This window comes from Kosakonia sp. CCTCC M2018092 (assembly GCF_003864115.1).
Classification (GTDB): Bacteria; Pseudomonadota; Gammaproteobacteria; order Enterobacterales; family Enterobacteriaceae; genus Kosakonia; species Kosakonia cowanii.
Window position 1 is genome coordinate 1,490,988 of record NZ_CP034225.1, and the last position, 21,280, is coordinate 1,512,267.

20 protein-coding genes are annotated in these 21,280 nt (G+C 55.9%); 13 read left to right on the forward strand and 7 right to left on the reverse strand.

The window, feature by feature from the left end:
* Nucleotides 1-60: 60 nt before the first annotated feature.
* The 3 genes from EH164_RS07060 to yfcG form a co-directional block, all read right to left on the reverse strand.
* Entirely contained in the window at nucleotides 61-633 is a 573-nt protein-coding gene (locus tag EH164_RS07060) for a hypothetical protein (RefSeq protein ID WP_124967751.1), read from the reverse strand.
* A gap of 65 nt (nucleotides 634-698) precedes the next feature.
* Complete coding sequence (locus EH164_RS07065) at nucleotides 699-1,595, reverse strand: TIGR01777 family oxidoreductase (RefSeq protein WP_124967752.1); 897 nt, start codon at nucleotides 1,593-1,595, stop codon at nucleotides 699-701.
* A 39-nt stretch (nucleotides 1,596-1,634) separates the two neighbouring features.
* On the reverse strand, nucleotides 1,635-2,264 hold the full coding sequence (gene yfcG / locus EH164_RS07070) for a GSH-dependent disulfide bond oxidoreductase (protein WP_023479771.1): 630 nt from the start codon (nucleotides 2,262-2,264) through the stop codon (nucleotides 1,635-1,637).
* A 134-nt stretch (nucleotides 2,265-2,398) separates the two neighbouring features.
* On the opposite strand from yfcG, the gene yfcF reads away from it, so the two are divergent.
* Genes yfcF through yfcD form a run of 3 tightly spaced genes read left to right on the forward strand, consistent with a single transcriptional unit; the run spans nucleotide 2,399 to nucleotide 4,252 of the window.
* The gene (gene yfcF / locus EH164_RS07075) at nucleotides 2,399-3,043 is read left to right on the forward strand and encodes a glutathione transferase (RefSeq protein WP_124967753.1); all 645 of its coding nucleotides are present in this window, start codon (nucleotides 2,399-2,401) and stop codon (nucleotides 3,041-3,043) included.
* 54 nt (nucleotides 3,044-3,097) lie between these two features.
* Nucleotides 3,098-3,649: a phosphodiesterase gene (yfcE, locus tag EH164_RS07080; RefSeq protein ID WP_124967754.1), complete on the forward strand. Its 552-nt coding sequence runs from the start codon at nucleotides 3,098-3,100 to the stop codon at nucleotides 3,647-3,649.
* A gap of 54 nt (nucleotides 3,650-3,703) precedes the next feature.
* On the forward strand, nucleotides 3,704-4,252 hold the full coding sequence (yfcD, locus tag EH164_RS07085) for an NUDIX hydrolase YfcD (protein WP_023479717.1): 549 nt from the start codon (nucleotides 3,704-3,706) through the stop codon (nucleotides 4,250-4,252).
* A 216-nt stretch (nucleotides 4,253-4,468) separates the two neighbouring features.
* Here yfcD and pta read toward each other — a convergent pair whose 3' ends face one another.
* A complete protein-coding gene (gene pta / locus EH164_RS07090; protein ID WP_023479804.1) occupies nucleotides 4,469-6,610 on the reverse strand; it encodes a phosphate acetyltransferase in 2,142 nt (713 codons plus the stop codon).
* Nucleotides 6,611-6,692: 82 nt separating this feature from the next.
* The gene (gene ackA, locus EH164_RS07095) at nucleotides 6,693-7,895 is read right to left on the reverse strand and encodes an acetate kinase (protein WP_124967755.1); all 1,203 of its coding nucleotides are present in this window, start codon (nucleotides 7,893-7,895) and stop codon (nucleotides 6,693-6,695) included.
* Between the two features lie 336 nt (nucleotides 7,896-8,231).
* Between ackA and yfbV the strand changes: the two genes are divergently transcribed.
* The 4 genes from yfbV (at nucleotide 8,232) to EH164_RS07115 (ending at nucleotide 11,917) form a co-directional block, all read left to right on the forward strand.
* On the forward strand, nucleotides 8,232-8,687 hold the full coding sequence (gene yfbV, locus EH164_RS07100) for a terminus macrodomain insulation protein YfbV (protein ID WP_124967756.1): 456 nt from the start codon (nucleotides 8,232-8,234) through the stop codon (nucleotides 8,685-8,687).
* A 156-nt stretch (nucleotides 8,688-8,843) separates the two neighbouring features.
* Nucleotides 8,844-9,338 carry a YfbU family protein gene (locus EH164_RS07105; protein ID WP_124967757.1) on the forward strand — a complete coding sequence of 165 codons (495 nt, stop codon included), beginning with the start codon at nucleotides 8,844-8,846 and terminating at the stop codon, nucleotides 9,336-9,338.
* A complete protein-coding gene (locus EH164_RS07110) occupies nucleotides 9,319-10,008 on the forward strand; it encodes a sugar phosphatase (RefSeq protein WP_304999912.1) in 690 nt (229 codons plus the stop codon). Before EH164_RS07105 ends, EH164_RS07110 begins: the two co-directional genes overlap by 20 nt.
* A 76-nt stretch (nucleotides 10,009-10,084) precedes the next feature.
* Nucleotides 10,085-11,917 (forward strand): SLC13 family permease, encoded by a 1,833-nt coding sequence (locus tag EH164_RS07115; RefSeq protein ID WP_124967759.1) that lies wholly within the window; start codon nucleotides 10,085-10,087, stop codon nucleotides 11,915-11,917.
* A gap of 19 nt (nucleotides 11,918-11,936) precedes the next feature.
* Here the strand turns inward: EH164_RS07115 and yfbR are convergent, their stop codons facing one another.
* Nucleotides 11,937-12,536 carry a 5'-deoxynucleotidase gene (gene yfbR, locus EH164_RS07120; protein ID WP_124967760.1) on the reverse strand — a complete coding sequence of 200 codons (600 nt, stop codon included), beginning with the start codon at nucleotides 12,534-12,536 and terminating at the stop codon, nucleotides 11,937-11,939.
* A 79-nt stretch (nucleotides 12,537-12,615) separates the two neighbouring features.
* Nucleotides 12,616-13,830: a pyridoxal phosphate-dependent aminotransferase gene (locus EH164_RS07125; RefSeq protein ID WP_124967761.1), complete on the reverse strand. Its 1,215-nt coding sequence runs from the start codon at nucleotides 13,828-13,830 to the stop codon at nucleotides 12,616-12,618.
* A 940-nt stretch (nucleotides 13,831-14,770) separates the two neighbouring features.
* Between EH164_RS07125 and lrhA the strand changes: the two genes are divergently transcribed.
* From lrhA to nuoF, 6 genes are all read left to right on the forward strand, one after another.
* Entirely contained in the window at nucleotides 14,771-15,706 is a 936-nt protein-coding gene (gene lrhA, locus EH164_RS07130; RefSeq protein ID WP_023479801.1) for a transcriptional regulator LrhA, read from the forward strand.
* Between the two features lie 630 nt (nucleotides 15,707-16,336).
* Nucleotides 16,337-16,780, forward strand: coding sequence for an NADH-quinone oxidoreductase subunit NuoA (nuoA, locus tag EH164_RS07135; protein ID WP_034812950.1), 444 nt, complete (start codon nucleotides 16,337-16,339; stop codon nucleotides 16,778-16,780).
* A 15-nt stretch (nucleotides 16,781-16,795) separates the two neighbouring features.
* Entirely contained in the window at nucleotides 16,796-17,470 is a 675-nt protein-coding gene (gene nuoB, locus EH164_RS07140) for an NADH-quinone oxidoreductase subunit NuoB (RefSeq protein WP_023479723.1), read from the forward strand.
* Between the two features lie 90 nt (nucleotides 17,471-17,560).
* Nucleotides 17,561-19,363, forward strand: a complete 1,803-nt coding sequence (gene nuoC / locus EH164_RS07145) for an NADH-quinone oxidoreductase subunit C/D (RefSeq protein ID WP_094193183.1) — start codon at nucleotides 17,561-17,563, stop codon at nucleotides 19,361-19,363.
* A gap of 2 nt (nucleotides 19,364-19,365) precedes the next feature.
* Entirely contained in the window at nucleotides 19,366-19,866 is a 501-nt protein-coding gene (nuoE, locus tag EH164_RS07150; protein WP_023479890.1) for an NADH-quinone oxidoreductase subunit NuoE, read from the forward strand.
* The gene (nuoF, locus tag EH164_RS07155; protein WP_023479635.1) at nucleotides 19,866-21,203 is read left to right on the forward strand and encodes an NADH-quinone oxidoreductase subunit NuoF; all 1,338 of its coding nucleotides are present in this window, start codon (nucleotides 19,866-19,868) and stop codon (nucleotides 21,201-21,203) included. The genes nuoE and nuoF overlap by 1 nt, the downstream gene beginning before the upstream one ends.
* The last annotated feature ends 77 nt before the right edge of the window (nucleotides 21,204-21,280 follow it).

The following is a 21,280-nucleotide window of genomic DNA, read 5'->3' on the forward strand; positions in this document are numbered from 1 at the left end:
CTTGTGAGAATCAAACGAAGAAGCTTAGCACTGCAAAGGCGCGCGCGAGCGCCACAAATATTAGGGGGTAGCGGGCTGCCAGGCGTAGGTTTTGCCATTCTCAGCGATAAAGCGGTAGCGGGTAAACCAGGCACCGCGTGCAGCGGTGCGTTTTTCGACCTGCACCGAACTGGCGTCGCGCGGCACGCTCTCTGTGTGAGTGCAGAGGGTCACCAACCGCCCGAGCCACGCATCATCAATGCGCAGACCCGCTTCGCAGTGGCTTTTGCGCCCGAGAGAAGGGCCGGGGTAGGTGAGGCGAAAGGTCACGTCGCTCCGTACCGTTTCGCCTGCCGTCAGACGCACCCAGCCTTCCGGGACATTGAGCAGCGTGACGCCAACGAAGGCCGAAACGCAGAGAAAAATCTGCCACGGCGCTAATGCCTTAAATGCGCTCGCCTCGCCGCGTACTGCCCTGCGCCAGCCACACCAGAGTCCAGTCAGCAGGGCAACCGCCAGCAGAACTGGCGTATCGGGCGCATCGTCACGCATAAAGACCATTACGCCCAGCCGATCGCTCTCCCACATCCAGAGTGCCCAGAGCAGCACCAGCAGACAGAGTGCGGAGAGGCGGATTCTTTGCGACCTGGTCAATGGCAGCCCTTTTGCTTCAAAAGGCGTAGCTTACCACCATCGCCCCTGGCTCAACGCGACAAAATTTATGCGTTCACCACATCCGTCAGCGCCTCTTCGAGATCGTGCCAGCGAAAGGCAAACCCGGCCTCTTCAAGGCGTTTAGGCAGCGCGCGCTGGCCGCCGAGCACCAGCACCGAGGATTCCCCCATCATCAGGCGTACAGCCGTGGCGGGCGCACGCATAAACGCCGGGCGATGCAGGGCATGGCCGAGCGCGTGAGCGAACTGCTCATTACGCACCGGGTAAGGGGCGACCATATTAAACGGCCCGCGCAGATCGTTATCCAGCAGCCAGAGAATGGCGTTGACCATATCGTCGATATGGATCCACGCCATATATTGTCGGCCGGTGCCAATCGGCCCGCCGAGGCCAAGGCGGAACAGCGGCAGCAGTTTGCCGAGAATGCCGCCTTTAGGCGTCAACACCACGCCGGTGCGCAGCAGGCAGACGCGGGTGCGGTCGCTCTGTGCTTCACAGGCGATCTGCTCCCAGCGCGCGCAGAGCTTATGGGTAAACTCGTTATGCGGCGGCTCCTCTTCTGTCACCACCACTTCGCCGAGATCGCCGTAGTAGCCGCAGGCGGAACCGGAGATCAGCACCTGCGGCGGGTTGTCGCTGGCTTTGATCAAGTCCGCCAGTTGCTGCGTGATTTGCCAGCGGCTGTTGCATAAACGCTGTTTTTGCTCCTCCGTCCAGCGCTTATCTGCAATCGGCTCGCCCGCAAGATTGATCACCGCATCGAAGTTGTTGAGATCCGTAAGATCGTTAAGCCCCTTCAGCAGGCTGACGCGGGCATCAAGCTTTTGCTGCGCTTTGGCCGGATTTCGCGTGACCACCGTTACGCTGTTGTGTAACTCCAGCAGACGGGGGATCAGATGGTGGCCAATCAGGCCGGTACCGCCAGTAACGAGTATCTTCATGCTTCCCTCCGAAGCGTGATTATCCTTAAAACGCGCAGCTTATGGCAGCTGCGCTTTCTGCAATGCACTCTCAGTGGCCGGGCGCGTGCGGATGCGCTCAAACCAGTTAAAGACCGCCGGGTAATCCTCAAGCGAAATACGCTGGCGCGCATGGGCGTTGATCCATGGCCAGGCGGCGATATCCGCAATGCTGTAGTGCTGGCCCGCCAGCCACGGCACCTGCTCAAGACGTTTATTCATCACCTGGTAGAGCCGCTGCGTCTCCACCTGGTAGCGCTCAATGGCATAGGGCACCGGTTGCGGCGCGAAGTGGTTGAAGTGGTGATTCTGCCCGAGCATCGGCCCAAGCCCTGCCACCTGCCAGAATAGCCACTGCAAAGTGACATGACGCTCGCGCAACTCACCGCTCAGGAGCTGGCCGGACTTCTCCGCCAGATAGAGCAAGATCTCACCCGACTCGAACAGGCTAAGCGGCGCGCCGCCGTCGGCAGGTTCATGATCGACAATCGCTGGGATCTTATTATTTGGTGAGATATCTAAAAATTCCGGGCGAAACTGCTCGCCTTTACTAATATCTACGCGGATCAGACGATACGGCAGCCCGGCCTCTTCGAGAAACAGCGTGATCTTATGGCCGTTCGGTGTCGGGGCGAAATAGAGGTCTATCATCGAAACTCCTGTGAGCGGAATGGGCGTCGCCTGTTAAGTATAGGTGTTCCCCGTAATGACAGAGTTTTCCGCAAGTGACAGAAGGCAGAAGAGGCTATATTTTGGTCGAAACCTACACGCTAAACGAGGATGTTATGAGCGAACCGGCAATCACGTTGTGGTCTGACAAAGAGTACTTCTCCCCGTATGTGCTGTCGGCGTACGTTGCCCTGCATGAAAAGGCGCTGCCGTTCACGCTGAAAACCGTCGATCTGGCGAGCGGCGCGCAGCATGGTGCGGGCTGGCCCGGCTTTCGTCTGACGCAGCGCGTTCCCTCCTTAGAGATTGATGGCTTTGTGCTGAGCGAGTCCTCGGCGATTGCCGAATATCTCGATGAGCGTTTTGCGCCGCCGGAGTGGGAGCGTCTCTATCCTCACGACCGCGAGAACCGCGCCCGCGCGCGGCAGGTGCAGGCCTGGCTGCGCAGCGACTTGCTGCCGATCCGCGAAGCGCGCTCAACGGATGTTGTCTTTGCCGGGGCGAAAAAAGCGCCGCTCAGCGAAGCAGGCCAGGCGAGTGCCGATAAGCTGTTTACCATCGCGGGTGAATTGCTGGCGCACGGTAAGCCGAACCTGTTTGGCGAGTGGTGTATTGCCGATGTCGATCTCGCCCTGATGCTTAACCGGCTGGTGATGCATGGCGATCCGGTGCCGGAGCGCTTAGCGGAGTACGCCACCTTCCAGTGGCAGCGCTCCTCGGTTCAGCGCTATGTTGCACTTTCCGCTAAGCGAGTGGGCTGATAAGCGGTTCGCGTTCCGGTATCATATGGGCGTTTTTTTCAAAGAGGTGCAGTGATGAAACTGATGTTTGCATCGGATATTCACGGGTCGTTGCCCGCGACGGAACGCATACTGGAACGGTTCGCGCAAAGCGGCGCCCGCTGGCTGGTTCTGCTTGGCGATGTACTCAATCATGGGCCGCGTAACGCGCTGCCGGAGGGGTATAATCCGGCGCAGGTGGCAGAACGGCTCAATACCCAGGCGAGCAAGATTATCGCCGTGCGCGGCAATTGCGACAGCGAAGTGGATCAGATGCTGCTGCGCTTTCCCATTACCGCGCCCTGGCAGCAGGTTTTACTACCTGCGTGCCGCCTGTTTTTGACCCACGGTCATCTCTTCGGCGCGGAGAATATTCCGCCGCTGGAAGCAGGCGATGTGCTGGTGTACGGGCATACCCATATTCCGGTTGCCGAGAAGCGTGATGAGATTGTGCACTTCAACCCCGGTTCGGTCTCTATTCCGAAAGGTGGATTTGCCGCCAGCTACGGCATGCTGGAAGAGAATATGTTACGTGTTATCGCACTTAATGATCAGCGGGTTATTGCGCAGGTTGCGATTAATCCGTAATTTACCCGTCAACCGAAACGCGCCGTAAGAGCGCCATAAAGAGAAGATGTCCCGATGGTGGAACAGAGTCATTTTGCAGGCATGGAATGGGTAGATATTGTCAACGAAGACAATGAGGTGATCGCACAGGCCAGCCGGGAGCAAATGCGCGCGCAGTGCCTGCGTCATCGCGCAACCTATATTGTGGTGCATGATGGGATGGGTAATATTCTGGTGCAGCGTCGTACCGAGCTAAAAGACTTTATGCCCGGTAAGCTGGACGCCACCGCGGGCGGCGTGGTGCAGGCGGGTGAAAACCTGCTGGAGTCCGCGCGCCGTGAAGCGGAAGAGGAGCTGGGCATTGCCGGTGTACCGTTTGCCGAACATGGTCAGTTCTACTTTGAAGATGAGCATTGTCGGGTGTGGGGCGGGCTGTTTAGCTGCGTCTCCCACGGGCCGTTTGCCCTGCAGGAAGAGGAGGTGAGTGAAGTCTTCTGGATGACGCCGGAAGAGATCACCGCCCGCTGCGATGAGTTTACCGACGATTCGCTGAAAGCGCTGGCGCTATGGATGAGCCGTAACGCCAGCAATGATGTGGAAAAGCGCGAGCAGGAGACGGAGTAACTTCTCTTGCTTTGCAGAAAAAAGCGACCTTGAGGGTCGCTTTTTTATTGCCGGTTTGCGGTTGCGGAGGGTGTTTTTTTGCCGGATGGCGCTGCGCTTATCCGGCCTACATTTCTCAGTATAAAAAAAGCGACCCGAAGGTCGCCTTTTTTTGTCTGGTGGCGGAGAAGCTTATCAAACCGTAGGTCGGATAAGGCGCAGCCGCCATCCGACACCTTACTGCTGCTGGGACGCCTGAATCGCGGTCAGTGCGATGGTGTAAACAATATCGTCCACCAGCGCGCCACGAGAGAGGTCGTTCACCGGCTTGCGCATACCCTGCAACATCGGCCCGATGGAGATCAGGTCGGCAGAGCGCTGTACCGCTTTGTAGGTGGTGTTACCGGTGTTCAGATCCGGGAAGATGAACACGGTAGCGCGACCGGCAACCGGCGAGTTCGGCGCTTTGGATTTCGCTACATCCGCCATGACCGCGGCGTCATACTGCAGCGGACCGTCGATAACCAGGTCAGGACGTTTTTCCTGCGCCAGGCGAGTCGCTTCACGCACTTTCTCAACGTCGCTACCCGCGCCGGAGTTGCCGGTGGAGTAGGAGAGCATCGCCACGCGCGGCTCGATGCCGAACGCGGTTGCAGAATCAGCGGACTGAATCGCGATCTCTGCCAGCTGCTCAGCGGTCGGATCCGGGTTGATTGCACAGTCACCGTAAACATAAACCTGTTCCGGCAGCAGCATAAAGAATACGGAGGAGACCAGCGAGCTGCCAGGCGCAGTTTTAATCAGCTGCAGCGGCGGACGAATGGTGTTCGCAGTAGTGTGAACCGCACCGGAAACCAGGCCGTCAACTTCATCCTGCTCCAGCATCAGCGTGCCGAGCACCACGTTATCTTCCAGCTGTTCGCGCGCCACGGCTTCGGTCATGCCTTTGCTCTTACGCAGCTCAACCAGACGAGCAACGTAGCTTTCACGCACCACGTCCGGATCGACGATTTCGATCCCGGCGCCCAGTTCAACACCCTGTGCTGCCGCAACGCGGTTGATCTCATCCGGGTTGCCCAGCAGGATACAGGTCGCGATACCGCGCTCAGCACAGATAGCGGCCGCTTTCACGGTACGCGGCTCGTCGCCTTCCGGCAGTACGACGCGTTTGCCCGCTTTACGCGCCAGCTCGGTCAGCTGGTAACGGAAGGCTGGCGGTGAGAGGCGACGGCTGCGCTCGGAGGTAGCGGTCAGGGAGTCGATCCACTGCGCGTTGATGTAACGGGCAACGTACTCCTGCACGTTTTCAATACGCTCGTTATCGTCAACCGGCACTTCCAGGTTGAAGCTCTGCAGGCTCAGGGAGGTCTGCCAGGTGTTGGTGTTCACCATAAATACCGGCAGGCCGGTGGCAAACGCGCGCTCGCACAGCTTGCGCACGCTCTCTTCCATCTCGTAGCCGCCGGTCAGCAGCACGGCACCAATCTCAACGCCGTTCATCGCTGCCAGGCAGGCCGCAACCAGCACGTCAGGACGATCGGCAGAGGTTACCAGCAGTGAGCCCGGACGGAAGTGTTCCAGCATGTGCGGAATGCTGCGCGCACAGAAGGTGACGGACTTCACGCGGCGGGTTTTGATATCGCCTTCATTGATGATGGTCGCATTCAGGTGGCGCGCCATATCGATCGCACGGGTGGCGATCAGATCGAAGCTCCACGGCACCGCGCCCAGCACGGGCAGAGAGCTGGTCTCTTGCAGCTGCGCCGGATCGATATGCACCACTTTTGCTTTTGAGGAGTCATCAAAGATCTCAGAGAGATCCGGGCGCGTACGGCCCTGCTCATCAACCGGGGCGTTCAGTTTGTTAACGATAACGCCGGTGATGTTGCTGTTTTTCACGCCGCCGAAGCTGTTGCGCGTCAGCTCGATGCGCTCTTTCAACTGCTCCTGCGTGTCAGTGCCCTGGGACATGACGAAGACGATTTCCGCGTTCAGCGTTTTCGCGATTTCGAAGTTCAGGGACTGAGCGAACTGGTGTTTGCGGGTCGGGACCAGGCCTTCAACCAGCACCACTTCAGCGTCTTTGCTGCTTTCGTGGTAGCGGGCGATGATCTCTTCCATCAGCACATCTTTTTGATTGCTGGAGAGCAGCGACTCGACGTGGCTCATTTTCAGCGGTTCAGCCGCCGGCAGCCCGGAGTTAGCGCGCACGATGGTGGTGGTCTGGTCAGGCGCATCGCCGCCCGCACGTGGCTGAGCGATCGGTTTAAAGACGCTCAGACGAACGCCTTTGCGTTCCATAGCACGGATCACGCCAAGGCTGACGCTGGTCAGGCCGACGCTGGTTCCGGTAGGGATCAGCATAATAATACGGGACACGGTTAATCCTCTTTCGTTACCGTCGAAGCGGACGGGTTACAAAACAGCACCGCCAGCGTTGGCTGGCGGTGTGGGTAAGCTATCAGGCAGTCAGGCGGCTTGCGTCTTGCGCAATCACCAGCTCTTCGTTAGTCGGGATAACGATCGCCGGGCGGGTGCCTTCTTTGTTGATAAAACCAGACTTGCCGAAACGGGCAGCCAGGTTGCGTTCGTGGTCAACTTCGAAGCCGAGCACGCCCAGTTTGCCCAGGGAGAGCTCGCGTACCATCGCCGCGTTTTCACCGATACCGCCGGTGAAGATAACCGCGTCCAGACGACCATCCATCAGCGCAGTGTAGGAGCCGATGTATTTCGCCAGGCGATGGCAGTAAACGTCCATCGCACGCTTCGCGTCTTCTTTGGTTTCGTAGTTATCTTCTACATAACGGCAGTCGCTGGTGACTTCGGTCAGGCCCAGCAGGCCGGACTCTTTGGTCAGCATTTTGTTGATTGCTTCAACGCTCATGCCCAGGGTGTCATGCAGATGGAAAATGATCGCCGGGTCGATATCACCAGAACGGGTACCCATTACCAGGCCTTCCAGCGGGGTCAGACCCATGGAAGTATCAACGCACTCGCCGTTACGGATAGCGGAAACAGAGCCGCCGTTGCCGAGGTGGCAGGTGATGATGTTCAGTTCAGAAACCGGTTTGTTCAGCACTTTTGCCGCTTCCTGAGTCACATAGAAGTGGCTGGTGCCGTGCGCGCCATAGCGACGAACGCCGTGATCTTTGTACAGTTTGTACGGCAGGGCGTAGAGGTAGGACTCTTCCGGCATGGTGGTGTGGAACGCGGTGTCAAACACGGCAACGTTCTTCTCTTTCAGGCTCGGGAAGGATTTCAGCGCTTCAGCGATACCGATCAGGTGAGCCGGGTTGTGCAGCGGGGCGAAAGAGGCCGCGTCTTTAATACCCTGGATCACAGACTCATCGATCACTACGGAACGGGTGTATTTTTCACCGCCGTGGACGATACGGTGACCGATTGCGGTCAGCTGAGCAGACAGTTCTGGTTTTTGTGCCAGAATAGTGTTAACGATAAAGTTAAGCGCTTCACTGTGAGCGGCACCTGCACCTAAAGCCGCTTCTTGTTTACCGCCATCCATTTTCCACTTGATGCGTGCTTCAGGAAGGTGGAAACATTCGGCTAAACCAGAGAGGTACTCTTCACCGTTTACAGCATCGATAATTGCGAATTTCAGTGAGGAGCTACCGCAGTTCAGAACCAGTACTAACTTACTCGACATGGAAGTACCTATTTATGATACGTGGCTAAAAAAGGTCAGTGAGTCGCACAGCGTAGCGCAGGTTGACGCTGACATTTATGATTAACATCATGTCGAGAGAACTTTCTGACACGATGAAAGAATAGTTAAAATTTTAAGCTATTTTGCGCAATTTTCAGACAGTGGCATAATGAGCTTATTATTTGACGAACCAAACCTATTCGTCTAAGGCCTGGTAAAGGCCGCCACAGAATACCCGATAGCAGGTGGGATTGACAAAAAATTTTAACGTTGTCATTCACAGTTGTTGTTTTGCATAATTTTTTTAATTTTTATACGTGAAGTTGAGGTGAAGCCATGTCAAATCCTGAGATTCGACCCGTCAGTTTCTTCAGTTTATTTCGCCGGGGTCAGCACTATGCGAAGACCTGGCCTATGGAAAAACGCCTCGCTCCCATGTTTGTAGAGAACCGCACCATTCGCGCGACACGCTATGCGATTCGCTTTATGCCGCCAGTGGCGGTCTTCACCCTTTGCTGGCAGATCGCCCTCGGTGGGCAGCTCGGCCCGGCTGTTGCCACCGCGCTGTTTGCGCTGAGCCTGCCGATGCAGGGACTATGGTGGCTGGGCAAGCGCTCGGTCACGCCGCTGCCGCCCTCGATTCTGAACTGGTTCTATGAAGTGCGCGGTAAGTTGCAGGAGGCGGGCCAGGCGCTGGCACCTGTGGAAGGCAAGCCCGATTATCAGGCGCTGGCGGATACCCTTAAGCGCGCCTTTAAGCAGCTGGATAAAACCTTTCTCGATGAGCTGTAAAAGTTGTGCGTGATTGATAAGAAGAGAGCATCCCCGGATGCTTTCTTTTTTGGTAGATACGCGTAACACCCCCGGCAAATCAAGAAAGCGCCTTTTACTCACAGGTAGACTTAGGCCAACTTATTTTACTGCGCCGAAGTGCCACAGGAGTCGAAGATGGAAATGACCAATGCCCAACGTCTGATCTTATCCAATCAATACAAGATGATGACCATGATGGACCCGGCCAATGCGGAGCGTTATCGCCGTTTGCAAACCATTGTTGAACGGGGATATGGTTTGCAGATGCGCGAGCTGGATCGCGAGTTTGGCGAGCTGAAAGAGGAAACGTGCCGCAACATCATCGATATCATGGAGATGTACCACGCACTCCATGTCTCCTGGACCAATATGAAAGATAACGCCGCCATTGACGAGCGCCGCGTCACTTTCCTCGGCTTCGACGCCGCGACCGAAGCGCGCTACCTCGGCTATGTCCGCTTTATGGTCAATATTGAAGGGCGCTATACTCATTTTGATGCCGGTACCCACGGCTTTAATGCCCAAACGCCGATGTGGGATAAATACCAGCGCATGCTGAGCGTGTGGCACGCCTGCCCGCGCCAGTACCACTTGAGCAGTAACGAAATTAATCAAATTCTCAACGCCTGAGGAGGTGAACGTGCAGTGCAAAGGCTTTCTGTTTGATCTGGATGGAACCCTGGTGAATTCACTCCCCGCCGTTGAGCGAGCCTGGTGCAGCTGGGCCGATCGCTTTGGCATCAGCCATGACGAGGTGCTCAATTTTATTCACGGCAAACAGGCCATCACTTCACTGCGTCACTTTATGGCGGGTGCTTCAGAAGCGGAGATTGCGGCTGAGTTTACCCGCCTTGAGGAGATTGAAGCGTCAGACACGGACGGCATTACGCCGCTGCCCGGCGCGATTGAACTGCTTCAGCATCTTGATGAGTCCGGTATTCCGTGGGCCATTGTCACCTCCGGCTCGGTGCCGGTCGCCCATGCGCGCCATCGCGCAACCGGTCTGCCGATGCCGAAAGTTTTCGTCACCGCTGAACAGGTTAAGCATGGCAAACCTGAACCGGATGCCTACCTGCTCGGTGCCGAGCTGTTAGGGCTGGCACCGGAAACCTGCGTGGTGGTGGAGGATGCGGCTGCGGGCGTGCTCTCCGGCCTCGCCGCCGGGTGTCATGTGATTGCGGTCAATGTGCCGCCGGGTTCACCGGGGCTTGAGAAGGTCGACTTCTCGCTGACCAGCCTCGAGGCGATACGCGTCACAAAACAGCATGACGGCATTGTCAGCGTCGATCTAAAAGCCTGATTCAATGATGTAACCCCACCCCGGTGGGGTTTTTTTATGGCACTCTTTTACCACCCTCAACAAACAAGGACAGGTTGTGAACGGTGAATTGATTTGGGTTCTCTCTCTGCTGGGCATTGCGGTGGTGCTCTTTGCAACGAGCAAAGTGCGCATGGATGCGGTGGCGCTGTTTGTCATTGTCGCTTTTGTGCTGAGCGGCACGCTGACACTCCCCGAAGCGCTCTCCGGTTTTAGCGATCCAAACGTTATTTTGATTGCCGCGCTGTTTATTATCGGCGACGGGCTGGTGCGCACCGGCGTGGCGGCCAATATGGGCGCGTGGCTGGTGACGATGGCGGGCAGCAGCGAAACCAAAATGCTGATCCTGCTGATGATCACCGTCGCCGGGCTGGGCGCCTTTATGAGTTCGACCGGCGTGGTAGCGATTTTTATTCCGGTGGTGCTTAGCGTCTCGCTGCGCATGCAGGTCTCGCCGTCGCGGTTAATGATGCCGCTCAGCTTTGCCGGGCTCATTAGCGGGATGATGACGCTGGTGGCGACGCCGCCCAACCTGGTGGTGAACAGCGAACTGCTGCGCGAAGGGTTGGAAGGGTTTGGCTTTTTCAGCGTTACGCCGCTTGGCCTGGTTATCCTGCTGCTTGGCATCGTCTATATGCTGTTAATGCGCTTTATGCTGAATGCGGAGGGGAGCGAAGCTCAGCGCGAGAGCTGGAAGCGGCGCTCATTTCGCGATCTGATCCGCGAGTATCACCTTGCGGGCCGCGCGCGGCGGTTAGCGATTCGCCCCGGCTCGCCGATGATTGGTCAGCGCCTCGACGATCTGCAACTGCGTGAGCGCTATGGTGCTAACGTTATCGGCGTTGAGCGCTGGCGGCGTTTTCGCCGGGTGATTGTAAACGTCAATGGCGTCTCGGAGTTTCGCGCCCGTGACGTGCTGCTGATTGATATGTCCTCCGCGGATGTCGACCTGCGTCAGTTCTGCGTCGAGCAGCAACTGGAGCCGATGATCCTGCGCGGAGAGTACTTCTCCGACCAGGCGCTGGATGTCGGCATGGCTGAAGTCTCGCTGATCCCTGATTCCGAACTGCTGGGCAAAACGGTGCGCGAAATCGGTTTTCGTACCCGCTACGGTCTGAACGTAGTTGGCCTGAAGCGCAACGGCGTAGCGCTGGAAGGGGCGGTGACTGACGAGCCGCTGCAACTGGGTGATATTTTCCTCGTGGTCGGCAACTGGAAGTTAATCAGCCAGCTTGCCGGACACGCCCGCGACTTTGTGGTGCTGAACCTGCCTGTTGAAGAGAGTGCCGCTTCGCCAGCACATAGCCAGGCACCACATGCGATTTTCTGCCTGGTATTGATGGTCGCGCTGATGCTGACCGACGATATTCCCAATCCGATTGCCGCCATTATCGCCTGCATGCTGATGGGGAAATTCCGCTGCATCGACGCCGAGAGTGCCTATAAAGCGATCCACTGGCCGAGCATCATTCTGATTGTTGGCATGATGCCTTTTGCGCTGGCGCTGCAAAAAACCGGCGGCGTCGATCTGGTGGTCAAAGGATTAATGGAGTTGGGCGGGGGTTATGGCCCGCACCTGATGCTGATCTGTCTGTTTGTGATGTGCGCGGCGATTGGGCTGTTTATCTCCAATACCGCCACGGCTGTCTTAATGGCACCCATTGCGCTGGCGGCGGCGAAATCGATGGGCGTCTCGCCTTATCCCTTTGCCATGATGGTGGCGATGGCCGCCTCTGCCGCCTTTATGACGCCGGTCTCATCGCCAGTGAACACGCTGGTATTAGGGCCGGGCAACTACCGGTTCAGCGACTTTATCAAACTCGGCGTGCCCTTTACGCTGCTGGTGATGATGGTGTGCGTGGTGATGATCCCGATGCTCTTTCCCTTTTAACCGGGCGTGATCGCCCTTGTTATAAGGGCGAATCCTGGCTGATCTCATCCAGCGACAGCTGGAAGCTCGGCACAAACACCTGCATAAAGTAGTCCATCTCCGGGCTGCGACGGGCATCGAGGGTTTTCTCCAGCCGCGATTTGGCGAGCAGAAACTCATTATTGCCGGCGGAAAGCTCCTCGAGGCACTTCAGGTAGGCGCAGAGGGCATCGGCCTGTTTAACAATTAATCGCTCCTCCTCGCTGTAGTGATGCTCATCAATCAGCGGGGCGAAAATATCCTGCAACTCTTCCGGCACCATTTCGACCAGCTTCTGCTGGGCGATCTTCTCAATCGCTTTGTACTCCTGGGCAATCTGCGAATTGAAGTACTTCACAGGGGTCGGGAGATCGCCGGTGATCACTTCCGAGGCATCGTGATAAATCGCCAGCAGCGCAATGCGCTCTGCATTGAGCGCGCCGCCGAATTTGCGGTTTTTGATCGCCGCCAGCGCGTGCGCGACCATCGCCACTTGCAGGCTATGCTCGGAGACATTCTCGGTGCGCACGTTGCGCATCAGCGGCCAGCGGTTGATCAGTTTCAGGCGGGAGAGGTGGGCGAAGAAGTGACTCTGACTCATAGTTAACCTTGTCTTGAATGCGACTGGAGCCATTGTGCGCAGAGAGTGGGGGAAGATGCAAACCCTCCCCCGGGGTCAATTACTGATGATAACCGGAGAGGAAACGCCCGAAGCGGGTAATCGCCATTTCCAGATCGTCCTCGCGCGGCAGGGTAACGATGCGGACGTGATCCGGCCATGGCCAGTTGAAGGCGGAACCCTGTACCAGCAGCACCTTCTCCTGCAGCAGGAAGTCGAGCACCATCTTCTGATCATCAAGAATATTGAAACGTTTCGCGTCAATTTTCGGGAACATATAGAGCGCACCGCTCGGTTTTACGCAGGAGACGCCAGGGATCTCGTTAATCAGCTCCCACGCGCGGTTGCGCTGCTCATAGAGACGCCCGCCAGGCACGATAAATTCGCTGATGCTCTGATAGCCGCCGAGTGCGGTCTGGATCGCATGCTGTGCCGGGACGTTGGCGCACAGGCGCATTGAGGCGAGCATCTCCAGCCCTTCGATATAACCTTTGGCGTGTTTTTTCGGCCCGCTCAGCACCATCCAGCCCTGGCGGAAACCAGCCACGCGGTAGGTTTTCGACAAACCGTTAAAGGTGATGGTGAAGAGATCCGGTGCCAGTGCGGCAATGGAGTGGTGCTGCGCTTCGTCGTAGAGGATCTTGTCGTAGATCTCATCGGCGAAAATAATCAGGTTGTGCTGGCGCGCCAGCTCGACAATCTCCAGCAGCAGCTCTTTCGAGTAGACTGCGCCGGTCGGGTTGTTCGGGTTGATGATGACAATGCCGCGCGTGCGTGGGGTGATTTTGGCGCGGATGTCGTCCAGATCCGGGAACCAGCCGGCGGATTCATCGCAAAGATAGTGCACCGCTTTGCCGCCGGAGAGCGACACCGCCGCGGTCCATAGCGGGTAATCCGGGGCCGGGACCAGCATTTCATCGCCGCTGTTCAGCAGCGCCTGCATCGACTGCACGATCAGTTCAGAGACACCGTTGCCGATATAGATATCTTCGACGGTAACCTCACGCATGCCGCGCGCCTGGTAGTGCTGCATGATCGCTTTCCGGGCCGAGTAGAGCCCTTTCGAATCGCAGTAGCCCTGGGCACTAGGTAGGTTGCGGATCACATCTACCAGAATCTCATCCGGGGCTTCAAAGCCGAACGGGGCAGGGTTACCGATGTTGAGTTTGAGAACTTTGTTGCCTTCTTCTTCCAGACGCTTTGCTTCTTTAAGAACCGGGCCACGGATGTCATAACAGACGTTATCTAACTTGCTGGATTTTTCGATGGAGGACATGAACCTTTGCCTTTTTACTGGAATCGCCACTCCCTGCCGTGGAAGTGAACGCGGAACAATGTACTCCCACGCCCGCTTATTTTGAAGGGTTAACAGGAGAAGATTTTGCCATACCTGGTCGTAGCCTTTAACGATCTTTTAACTATTAAATGTTCGCTTTTACTCTTTTCCATGCTGACTATTCGCAAACTGATAGTAATAAGTATCAGTTAAATATCTGTTAATGATATTTTCCACTGCATAGAACCCTTCCCGCAGTGCGGGATTTAATTTTTTGCGACGTTCGGCAGGACGATAGAGATGAGATCGAGTGTATAAAGAGAAGATATAAAGTAACGATAAACGGCTCGCTGAGTTGCTGTGAAGATAATGTTAATTTCTATTAAAGAGATCCATTTCCAGAACCGTTCGCTATTTAATATTGAGAATAGTAACTATGACCATCACTAATATTTATATGTCTCATTTTTTCGTACTGACATTTTAAGAATTTAAGATAATTCGTATTAACGCTTATAAATAAAAAGGTTTTGGGGTAAACTCAGACAGCCTGAAAGGGCGCTCGGGGGCAAAGCCCTGAGTTCGGTAAGGTTGAATTCTTAATTTTACTTAATTGCTATTACTCTTTTTTTACTTCAGAGCCTCTGTTGGGTTCACTTTTATCTGCGACGCGCGATGTTAAATCGGTATTCGCCGCGAAAGACGCGTTTTAAATGCATCAACACCATTTGGCTGGTTTATATATCTCCGCGTGGGATGTTCGCCAAATAAAGACGTTGAGTTCTGCTTGCACCAGGTAGCGAACAAAAACATCACACACGTTGTCTGGCTTCATCGGCAATGGCAGTGCAGGATGCGCTTTTTAAATGGACTTACTTAATCTTATGAACACAGCATAAACCCGGGGCACGCAGCGCGAGCAACCCGTAAGTGAAAAATGATGATAAATGCAAATCGTCCGATACTGAATCTCGACCTCGATCTGCTGAGAACGTTTGTTGCAGTCGCGGATTTAAACACCTTTGCAGCGGCCGCCGCGGCGGTTTGCCGAACGCAATCCGCTGTAAGCCAGCAAATGCAGCGTCTTGAACAGCTAGTGGGAAAAGAGCTGTTCGCCCGTCATGGCCGCAATAAATTGCTGACCGAGCACGGTATCCAGCTATTAGGCTATGCCAGAAAGATCCTGCGCTTCAATGATGAAGCCTGCACCTCTTTAATGTTCAGCAATCTGCAGGGCGTATTAACCATCGGCGCGTCAGATGAATCCGCCGATACCATACTGCCGTTCCTGCTTAATCGTATTAGCTCGGTCTATCCAAAGCTCGCGCTCGATGTGCGGGTGAAACGCAATCCGATGAGCAGCGATCAGCTGCAGGAAGATGAAGTTGATCTGGTGGTGACCACGCATCGTGTCCAGCCGTTTGATTATTTAACGCTGCGCACCTCACCGACGCTCTGGTATTGCGCGGCGGAGTATGTGCTGCAAAAAGGGGAGGCGGTGCCGCTGGTCCTGCTGGATGAGCCGAGCCCGTTCCGCGATATGGTGCTTAACGCGCTTAATGAAGCCGAGATTCCATGGCGCATGGCCTATGTGGCTTCTACGCTCTCAGCGGTGAAAGCTGCCGTTAAAGCGGGGCTTGGCGTCACGGCGCGACCGGTGGAGATGATGAGTCCCGACCTGCGCGTCTTAAGCAGCGCCGAAGGTTTCCCGATTTTGCCGGAGACGGAATATCTGCTTTCACGCAACCCGAACAGTGGGAATGAGCTCGCGCAGGTGATTTTCGATGCCATGGAGCACTATCGCGATCCCTGGCACTACAAAGGATCTACCCCGGAAGGGGGAGATGAACAGCTGCTGGTTGATGGCGATTTCTAGCTAACATCTCGCCACTAACTGGTAACATTTTGTAAGTGTAAAAATGGCCCGCTGATGAGAGAAATGATCACAGTGGGCCTTTTTTTGCATAAATAATAAGCAACTGAATTATTCCCGCTCTAAATCATTATTTCTTTCAATCTGTTAATCCACCTCACAGCACAATTCCCCTTTATCATCTATAGTCTTTCATGCCCTCTGCTCATGTTAAAAATCAAGCAAGATTGTTGCCGAATCATTGTATGAATTAACAAAAGCGTGTCTCAGATCAAAAAAATACCTCCGCAGAGGGGGAGGAATCCTGGGTAAATCCTGTCAAAATAGGAGGGTAATTTTTGTAATCCTCCACAACGGACTCGATTCAACACCGGATTTTGCCGCAGGAAAAGTTGTTGCTGGTCAATAAAACGGCACTAAATGTTAATGGATTGCTGCCGATGTAAACTAATGTGAGGAAACTTTTGTTAAAGTTGACAAAAGGTTATAGAAAGGAGTAAAAACCCACATCATTTAGCTGTTTTTCAGCTTTTTGCACAGTAAGTATGTGGTTTTTTATTCCTCCCCGTGAATCGATGTGGCGTCATCTGCCAACAAGAGCAGAGGTTTTAACGCTACCTTTTGAGTTAAGCAATGCGTATGTCAACATCCACTGAAATCATCGCTCATCACTGGGCATTCGCTGTCTTTCTTATTGTCGCCATCGGCCTCTGTTGCCTGATGCTGGTCGGCGGTCGGTTTTTGGGCGGACGCGCGCGCGCAAGGCACAAAAACGTACCTTTCGAATCTGGTATCGACTCCGTCGGTTCCGCTCGCTTACGTCTCTCCGCCAAGTTCTATCTGGTTGCCATGTTCTTCGTCATCTTCGATGTCGAAGCGCTCTATCTCTACGCATGGTCTACGTCCATTCGTGAGAGTGGCTGGGTGGGATTTGCCGAAGCCGCAATTTTTATCTTAGTGCTGCTGGCTGGTCTGGTTTATCTGGTGCGTATTGGCGCGCTCGATTGGACGCCGGTGCGTTCGCGCCGTGCGCAGGTTAACCCTGAGACCAACAGCTACACTGACAGTCAACGCTAACCGCGAGGCAATAAGATGGATTATACGCTCACCCGCATAGATCCTAACGGTGAGAACGACCGTTACCCCCTGCAAAAACAGGAGATCGTAACTGACCCCCTGGAACAAGAGATCAACCGTAGCGTCTACATGGGCAAGCTCGAAAATGTCCTGCACGATATGGTGAACTGGGGTCGTAAGAACTCAATTTGGCCGTATAACTTCGGCCTTTCCTGCTGCTACGTTGAGATGGTGACCTCGTTTACCGCCGTGCACGACGTGGCGCGTTTTGGCGCAGAAGTACTGCGTGCCTCGCCGCGCCAGGCTGACCTGATGGTCGTTGCCGGTACACCGTTCACCAAGATGGCGCCGGTTATCCAGCGCCTCTATGACCAGATGCTGGAGCCGAAATGGGTTATCTCCATGGGTGCCTGCGCAAACTCTGGCGGTATGTACGACATCTACTCCGTCGTACAGGGCGTCGACAAATTTATCCCGGTGGATGTTTACATCCCTGGCTGCCCGCCGCGTCCTGAAGCCTATATGCAGGCGCTGATGCTGCTGCAGGAGTCGATTGGCAAGGAGCGTCGTCCGCTCTCCTGGGTGGTTGGCGATCAGGGCGTTTACCGCGCCAACATGCAGTCAGAGCGTGAACGTAAACGCGGTGAACGTATTGCCGTCACCAACCTGCGTTCGCCGGACGAGATTTAATTTGCGCCTGTGGGCAAGGGTAAAAAGCGTCGCATTTCAATAATCCAATAACGCGACGCACTGCCCCACAGTCACCACGGACCCTTTGCAATGGTGAAAAATATGACCGATTTAACTGCGCAAGAAGCCCCATGGCAGACCCGCGATCATCTGGATGATCCGGTCATTGGCGAATTGCGCAACCGTTTTGGGCCGGATGCCTTTTCCGTTCAGGCGACCCGCACCGGGGTACCCGTCGTTTGGGTGAAGCGTGAGCAGTTACTGGAAGTGGTCGATTTCTTAAAGAAATTACCGAAGCCTTACGTCATGCTATTCGATCTTCACGGCATGGACGAGCGTCTACGCACACACCGCGCCGGTCTGCCCGCCGCGGATTTTTCCGTTTTCTACCACTTCATCTCGATCGATCGTAACAGCGACATCATGCTGAAAGTGGCCCTCGCAGAAAACGATTTGCATGTGCCGACTATCACTAAACTCTTCCCGAACGCTAACTGGTATGAGCGTGAAACCTGGGAGATGTTTGGTATCACTTTTGATGGCCACCCGCATCTGACGCGCATCATGATGCCGCAGACCTGGACCGGCCACCCGCTGCGTAAAGACTACCCGGCGCGCGCCACCGAATTCGATCCGTTTGAGCTGACCAAAGCCAAGCAGGATCTGGAGATGGAAGCGCTGACCTTCAAGCCGGAAGATTGGGGCATGAAGCGCGGCACCGACAACGAGGACTTTATGTTCCTCAACCTCGGTCCGAACCACCCCTCTGCGCACGGTGCGTTCCGCATCATTCTGCAGCTTGATGGCGAAGAGATCGTCGACTGCGTGCCGGATATCGGTTATCACCACCGCGGCGCGGAGAAGATGGGCGAACGCCAGTCATGGCACAGCTACATTCCTTATACTGACCGCGTTGAGTACCTCGGCGGCTGCGTCAACGAGATGCCATACGTACTGGCGGTCGAGAAACTGGCAGGCATTACCGTGCCGGAACGCGTGGAAGTGATCCGCGTGATGCTCTCTGAGCTGTTCCGCATCAACAGCCACCTGCTCTATATCTCTACCTTTATTCAGGACGTCGGCGCGATGACGCCGGTCTTCTTCGCCTTTACCGATCGGCAGAAAATCTACGATCTGGTGGAAGCGATCACCGGTTTCCGTATGCACCCGGCCTGGTTCCGCATCGGCGGCGTCGCGCACGATCTGCCGCGCGGTTGGGATCGCCTGCTGCGTGAGTTCCTCGACTGGATGCCGAAACGTCTGGCTTCCTATGAGAAAGCTGCGCTGCGTAACTCCATTCTGAAAGGCCGTGCCCAGGGCGTTGCCGCTTACGGCGCGAAAGAGGCGCTGGAGTGGGGCACCACCGGCGCGGGTCTGCGTGCTACCGGCATCAACTTTGACGTGCGTAAAGCGCGCCCGTACTCCGGCTATCAGAACTTCGACTTCGAAATCCCGGTCGGCGGTGGCGTCAGCGACTGCTACACCCGCGTGATGCTGAAAGTGGAAGAGCTGCGCCAGAGCCTGCGCATTCTTGAGCAGTGCCTCAACAATATGCCGGAAGGGCCGTTCAAAGCGGATCACCCGCTGACCACGCCGCCGCCGAAAGAGCGCACGCTGCAACATATCGAAACCCTGATTACTCACTTCCTGCAGGTATCGTGGGGCCCGGTAATGCCGGCCAACGAATCCTTCCAGATGATTGAAGCAACCAAGGGTATCAACAGTTACTACCTGACCAGCGACGGCAGCACCATGAGCTACCGTACCCGTATCCGTACGCCGAGTTTCCCGCATCTGCAGCAAATTCCGGCGGCAATCCGCGGCAGCCTGGTCTCAGACTTGATTGTCTACTTGGGTAGTATCGATTTTGTTATGTCAGATGTGGACCGCTAATTATGCACGAGAATCAACAACCAGAAACCGGGGCTTTTGAGCTGAGTGCGGCAGAGCGTGAGGCAATTGAGCACGAGAAGCACCACTACGAAGACCCGCGTGCGGCGTCCATTGAAGCGCTGAAGATCGTTCAGAAACAGCGTGGCTGGGTGCCGGACGGCGCAATTTACGCTATCGCCGACGTGCTCGGCATTCCGGCGAGCGATGTCGAAGGCGTGGCAACGTTCTACAGCCAGATCTTCCGCCAGCCGGTCGGCCGCCATGTGATCCGCTACTGCGACAGCGTGGTGTGTCACATCACCGGTTATCAGGGGATCCAGTCGGCGATTGAGAGCCACCTGAAGATCAAGCCGGGCCAGACCACGTTTGATGGCCGCTTTACGCTGCTGCCAACCTGCTGTCTCGGCAACTGCGACAAAGGGCCGACCATGATGATCGATGAGGACACCCACAGTTCTCTGACGCCGGAAACGATCCCTGACTTGCTGGAGCGGTATAAATAATGAAGACCATTATCCGTACTCCCGAAACCCATCCGCTGACCTGGCGTCTGCGCGATGACAAACAGCCGGTCTGGCTTGAAGAGTATCAGAGCAAGAACGGCTATGCCGGTGCGCGCAAAGCCCTCACCGGGCTGGCACCGGACGAGATCGTCAACCAGGTAAAAGACGCCGGCCTGAAAGGGCGCGGCGGCGCGGGCTTCTCCACGGGTCTTAAGTGGAGCCTGATGCCGAAAGACGAATCGATGAACATCCGTTACCTGCTGTGTAACGCCGATGAGATGGAGCCGGGCACCTATAAAGACCGCCTGCTGATGGAGCAACTGCCGCACCTGCTGGTGGAAGGCATGCTGATCTCCGCCTTTGCGCTGAAGGCCTATCGCGGCTACATCTTCCTGCGCGGAGAGTACATCGAAGCGGCGGTGCATCTGCGCCGCGCCATTGCTGAAGCCACCGAAGCGGGCTTCCTTGGCAAAAATATTCTCGGCAGCGGGTTCGATTTCGAACTTATCGTCCATACCGGCGCGGGTCGTTATATCTGCGGCGAAGAGACGGCGCTGATCAACTCGCTGGAAGGGCGTCGCGCGAACCCGCGCTCGAAACCGCCTTTCCCGGCAAGCTCCGGCGTATGGGGCAAACCGACCTGCGTTAACAACGTCGAAACCCTGTGCAACGTTCCGGCAATCCTCGCCAACGGCGTGGAGTGGTATCAGAACCTGTCGACCAGCAAAGATGCCGGTACCAAACTGATGGGCTTCTCCGGGCGCGTGAAAAATCCGGGCGTATGGGAGCTGCCGTTTGGCACTACCGCGCGTGAAATCCTTGAAGAGTACGCGGGCGGCATGCGCGACGGGTTGAAATTTAAAGCCTGGCAGCCGGGCGGCGCGGGAACCGACTTCCTCACCGAAGCGCACCTCGATCTGCCGATGGAGTTTGAAAGCATCGGTAAAGCGGGCAGCCGTTTAGGTACCGCGCTGGCGATGGCCGTTGACCATGAAATTGGCATGGTGCCGCTGGTGCGTAACCTGGAAGAGTTCTTCGCCCGCGAGTCCTGCGGCTGGTGTACGCCGTGCCGCGACGGGCTGCCGTGGAGCGTCAAAATCCTGCGTGCGCTGGAGCGTGGCGAAGGCCAGCCTGGCGATATCGAAACCCTGGAGCAACTCTGCCGCCAGCTGGGGCCGGGTAAAACCTTCTGCGCACACGCGCCGGGTGCGGTTGAACCGTTACAGAGCGCCATTAAGTATTTCCGCGAAGAGTTCGAAGCGGGGATCAAGCAGCAATTCAGCAATACCCATGCGATTGGCGGTATCCAGCCAAACCTGCTGAAAGCGCGCTGGTAATGGTTCCCCCTCATCGTGAGCAGGTGAGGGGACGCGGAACGAATTTTGATTAATTCTCAGCTCCGGCTGAGACAACT